Here is a 5,449-nt window from a genome sequence, read left to right on the forward strand (position 1 = left end):
TTGATTGTATACTGGTTGATCGTAAACGTTGCGGCAATCGTGTGGTCAGCCATCACGTTTGTGAACGTGTAGTTCGTTATCGCTCCCTGCGATACGCTGTCCACCTGGACATCAAGGATATGGTACCCGGTATTCGCCGTTATTGTATATGCCTGGCTCCCGCCGTAGTTCACGGTTGTGATTCCTGACGGCGAGATCGCTCCATTCGGACCGGCTGTCGCATTGATTGTATACTGGTTGATCGTAAACGTTGCGGCAATCGTGTGGTCAGCCATCACGTTTGTGAACGTGTAGTTCGTTATCGCTCCCTGCGATACGCTGTCCACCTGGACATCAAGGATATGGTACCCGGTATTCGCCGTTATTGTATATGCCTGGCTCCCGCCGTAGTTCACGGTTGTGATTCCTGACGGCGAGATCGCTCCATTCGGACCGGCTGTCGCATTGATTGTATACTGGTTGATCGCAAACGTAGCCGAGATCGTATGGTTTGCCGCTATATTCGAAAACGTGTAGTTCGTCAGAGGACCGATTGATACACTATCGATAATAACATCTGATACCTTGTAACCGGTGTCCGGCGTTATTGTGTATGACTGGTTCCCTCCATAATCAACTGAGGTAATTCCTGCCGGAGAGATGGCTCCATTCGGACCGGCCGTAGCGTTGATTGTATACTGGTTGATGGCAAACGTTGCCGCAATTGTTCGGCTTGTAGTCACATTTATGAAGGTATAGGTCGTTATCGCTCCCTGCGATATGCTGTCCACCTGAACGTCAAGCACATGGTACCCTGGATCCGCAGTTATCACGTATGACTGGCTCCCGTCATACGTCACCGATGTGTTCCCTGGCGGGAAGATTGAACCGCCGGATCCCGCCGATGCTGTAATAACCGGGTTTGTCGCGAAGGTGGCACTGATAGTATGGTCTTGGTTGACATTGGCGAACGTATATTCAGAAACGGCATCAGGCAATGGGTTTCCATCAACGGTAACTTCAAGCACCCGGTAGCCAGCGTCCGGCGTTATCGTGAAGACCTGACTCGTGCCATAACTCACGCTCACTTCCCCCGATGGACTGATCGCGCCATTGGACCCGGCAGATGCAGTGATGACCGGGTTTTTGGCAAACGCAGCATAGATGGCACGACTCTTGGTGACCATGCTGAATGTGTAGGTTGAAACCGCACCCACAGAGTCACCGTCAACTACCACATCGGTGATCCGGTATCCGGAATTTGGGGTGGTGGAAAACGTCTGGCTCCCACCATAGACAACGCGCACGGCACCTGCGGGCGAAATGCTGCCACCCGCCCCTGCACCCGCCATGATGTTCATGGATGTTGATGAATTTGACACTCCGCCGAAATTTGCTGACGTCATCACCGCAGTTGTCGCAGCGCCGTCCCTTGTATACAGGATCTGGACGGTCTTCGCACCGGGGGCTTCAAATGTGAGAGTTTCCCCGGATGACCATGCCGTGTCCGTGCCTGCAGGAAGTGCGACTGTCTGGCCATCTATCCTAACCTGGAAATCGCTGTACTGGAGCGTGTCCCCCCCGTTATGGAGGATCTGGACAGTATTACCCGTATTCGAGATTACCGCTTCCAGTGCCGGAAGTTTCTGCGGGGGGGGCTGGGACAGGAGAAAAACGGATATGATCGCTATGGCTGACACTGTAACTGCAATCAGCATCACGGCACTGATAGTTTCAGAAACGCCGCGTTCGTGGGTTCTGACCCTTTCTGTCTTGTGCAGCACAGGTCATCCGACCGCCCGGGTAATCATGCAACTGAGTACTGGATTGGTATTGGGACGAAGGGGTATTTTAATCTACCATTCATAGCAAAAACAGAGAGCTGACAAAAACGGAGAATCTTGGAGAATTCCAGTCTCTCTGCGTCAGATACTCTCGCAATTACGAAAGCCGACAGAGAGGGGGTGCATCATAAAAAACCCTCCCTCTGTTTAGCCGGTCATGCGTGTAGAAAATGGGGGCGTGAATACGAACCCTAGAACGGGTAGTCCGCTGGTACTGCGACATAATCGCTGAGATCCCTGAACGTGATATCGGTTCCACCGGAAGGAACATAGAGGCCATCGCGGGCGATGACAACACCTTCAAAGGAGTCCCCGCTGAACGTAACTCTTCCTTTCGGGGCAAACAATATGCCGGAAACATGACTGCCGCCACCCGAAAGGGTGATGTCGCCATCAGCCGCGACAACAATCACATTGGATACCGTTCCTGCTACTGTTGAGGTGTAGCTGCTGGCCGAATAGATCTTCGTGTTGGAACTCAGCGGGACCGTGTTCGTGTATCCTTTATCGGAGTACCAGCTGGCGGATTTCGCCAGGGGAATCGGCAGATCAGGGACGGTGAATCCCGGCACGCTGTCCACGTGGGTGCATTTCGATTCTATTTCGGGCTTCGAATAATAGGCAGGTTTTGTCAGCGCTCCGGTATAGAACACCTGCGCATTGGTGCCAAACACGGTAGACCAGCCCAGGTTTACATCTCCATTCACGGTCACCGTATCCCGGATATTTGCACCGGCCAAATTGGCATTACCGGAAGTATTCACATTACCATAGATCATGTGGTTTCCGCTTGCGATGTTCAGGTTACCAGTCACGTACGTATTCCCTATCTTTCCGGGGTATCCCAGACTGGCACTGCCGGAGCCGAAGTTTACATCTCCATTGATATAGATGGTGTTTACCGCAATCGCTGAATTCAGGTTCAGCTCGGTTGAGTCCAGAGAACCCATTATGACAACCGTGGCATTTTCACCGGTAATCGTATCTCCCGCGAAGGATAACTTTGTCCCGTAGACAAAAACACTCTCGTTACTGACGTATTCACCAAATGACTGCACATTGGTATAATTGATTTTTGTTGCCGTGCGAGATATGCCGTACGTGACATTTGTCACGGTCAGGTTAACAGTGTAATTCCCGGCATCGGGGTACGAATACTGAGGATTCTTCTGGGTGGAGCCATTGCCATCGCCAAAACTCCAGCTCCATTGATCCACCTTGCCAACAGATGCGTCGGTGAACTGCACGGCAAGGGGCTGGTATCCCCATGTAGGAGTCCCACTGAAGTCCGCAGAGAATGGCTGTACTGTGATATAACTGACCTTTGTTACCGTGCTTGAAATTCCATAGGTGATATTTGTGATAGTCAGGGAAACCGTGTACGTTCCCGGAGTTGAGTAGGTATTTTGAGGATTCTGCAAGGTGGAGTTTTTGCCGTCACCGAAAGTCCAGTTCCACTGGTCTACCGGGCCGGCAGATGCATCGGTGAACTGTACCGAAAGGGGCTGGTATCCCCATGTAGGAGTTCCACTGAAGTCAGGGTTAATCGTGGGCGGCACGGCAGTTGTGGTAGTCGTAACAGGCGATATTGTGGTGTTCGTAGTGACACCTCCCCCGGTAATATCCGAACCCGACTGCCAGAGGATACGTGCAGACGATTTGCCTACATACAGGACCTTCACAGAGTCGGGCGTTGCCTGGTTCGCAGGCACGGTATAAACAAGGGTGTCTCCGACAAGCCAGTCTGTCCAGGGGGCACCATCGAGCCTGCTGAACGATGCGGTCAGCTCATTTCCGTCGACGATAATCCTGGTTTCGCTCTTTGGGAGCGGATCACCTCCTACATGCGTGATCAGGATGGTATTACCAGCAGTCTTCATTTCCATCGAGACGGCAGGGATCTTTTCAGGAGGAGGCTGGGAGAAGACACCGACTGCGATTATCGCGATGGCCGTTGCGACAACCGATATAAGGAGTATCGAACCAACGGCATCAGAAACCCCTTGCTGGTTCCGGAAATGATTCACTACTCATCCACCCACGCCATACAGCAATGCGGCGTACGTGGCGTTGGTGGCCACGACTTTGATGTCATAGTCGCCGGTATCGGCAGCATCGGTCCCGTGGATAATAATGTAACTCTCAGTTCCTGCAATTCCCGTCTCCGTTTCATCAGGAAGGCCGGCAACCCGGGAAGTATAATCGAAATAATTCTTCCACATTGCCCGCGCCTGATCGTCCGGTGTGTCTACTCCGATACGGATCCACTTGGTATTTGCAATCCCATCGGCGTACGGGAACGTATACAGGGAATCGAGCGTTGTCTTAACCTGGACCGGGCTGTTGCCCCCGACAACGCTGCCCCCGTACGGGTTAGTGATGCTCATTGCATTGACCGTGACAAGAGTAACCGGGCGGGATGGATTGGAATTATCCATCGAGAAGGTAATTGCCGGGGGGAGCTTGTAGGTGTTGTTGCCGTCAATCTGGGAGAGGAAGACACCACCCATCTGGTAATAGTACTCCTGCGAGATCCAGTAATTGTTCTGGGAGCGGTAATCGACGGCACCCAGCGTAATGGGAGAGATCTGATACGTTGTTTCAATAAAATTGTAGGTAATATTTCCTGTTACCGCAATGGATCCAAGGGGGAGGTCATTCCTGATGCTGATATATTCTGAAGGAGCAATCGATGAACTCAAACCATAGGCCGGATCCATGAGATCAATTATATAGGGTGTGCCAGCCTGGATATTCCGGTATACCGGGTAATTCTCCATCGTGACGATGCCCTTTTTCTTCACGGTAAGGGAGAGATCTGTGCCGTTGTAGGCGTACGCGTTCATTGGGACCAGACACGCACGGGTATTAGTGGCATCTCTGAATTCTATTGGCGTCCCATTTTGTGTCGGATTCGGTATTTGTGGGGATACCTCACACGGGTTTGCTGAGCCTGTTGCTATACTTTTATAGTTCTGATATAGTGTCGATTGGGGCGTGAGATTAACATATACCGTCCATGATGTCGTGTTCACCGTTCCCCCGAATCGACTGCTGGCCGAAAGATCCGAACTCTGGATGCCAGAGACAGTGACAAACACATGCCCGGGCGTGTAATTGACCGTTGCCGGGAGATTTTCCGCTGTCCGGGCTGTCGCATTTAACGGATCAGCAACGAGCGAACGGGAGGAAATCGTGAGCGTCTCAGGCTCATTGGTCCGACGGTTGATGGAGAATACTCCCCCGGAATTCACCGGCTTCATGATCGGGATGAATGCCATGACGCCCTCCGTATATGCCGCCTCAGAACCCAGCGTGAAGGAGTTGCTCACGGTGGTTCCCACTTTATTGTTATTGGCAAGGGCATCCAAACCGATCTTGTAATTGATGAACTGGTCCTTGACCGTATTCATGTGCAGGATCTCGTTCTCCCTACCCTGTGCCGGTACGCCATAGGTCAGGTACAGGGAAAAAACTGCCATAAGGAGGGCAATAATGAGAACAAATCCTACCACTTCGGAGAGCCCCAACTCTCCTCCTCGTGCTCCGAATCCTGCCTTCATATTCTAATAATCCGTGTAAGGTCATCCCATAAAGGTTTTTAGGAGCCGGTACGTCCTGAAGCG

3 protein-coding genes are annotated in these 5,449 nt (G+C 51.9%); all 3 read right to left on the reverse strand.

Annotated elements, in window-relative coordinates; translation table 11 throughout:
- Positions 1–1,697, reverse strand: a 1,697-nt coding sequence (locus tag CW742_RS06295) for a type IV pilin N-terminal domain-containing protein (RefSeq protein ID WP_292418009.1), incomplete at its 3' end; no start/stop codon positions are given.
- Positions 1,698–2,014: 317 nt separating this feature from the next.
- Complete coding sequence (locus tag CW742_RS06300) at positions 2,015–3,850, reverse strand: PKD domain-containing protein (RefSeq protein ID WP_292418012.1); 1,836 nt, start codon at positions 3,848–3,850, stop codon at positions 2,015–2,017.
- 3 nt (positions 3,851–3,853) lie between these two features.
- The gene (locus CW742_RS06305) at positions 3,854–5,386 is read right to left on the reverse strand and encodes a hypothetical protein (protein ID WP_292418015.1); all 1,533 of its coding nucleotides are present in this window, start codon (positions 5,384–5,386) and stop codon (positions 3,854–3,856) included.
- Between the last annotated feature and the right edge of the window lie 63 nt (positions 5,387–5,449).

It is taken from the genome of Methanoregula sp., assembly GCF_002835825.1.
Classification (GTDB): domain Archaea; phylum Halobacteriota; class Methanomicrobia; order Methanomicrobiales; family Methanospirillaceae; genus Methanoregula.

What these genes read in the sequence shown, in the direction of transcription:
- CW742_RS06305 (WP_292418015.1), bottom strand. Translation starts at nt 5,386, where the DNA reads ATGAAGGCAGGATTCGGAGCACGAGGAGGAGAGTTGGGGCTCTCCGAA.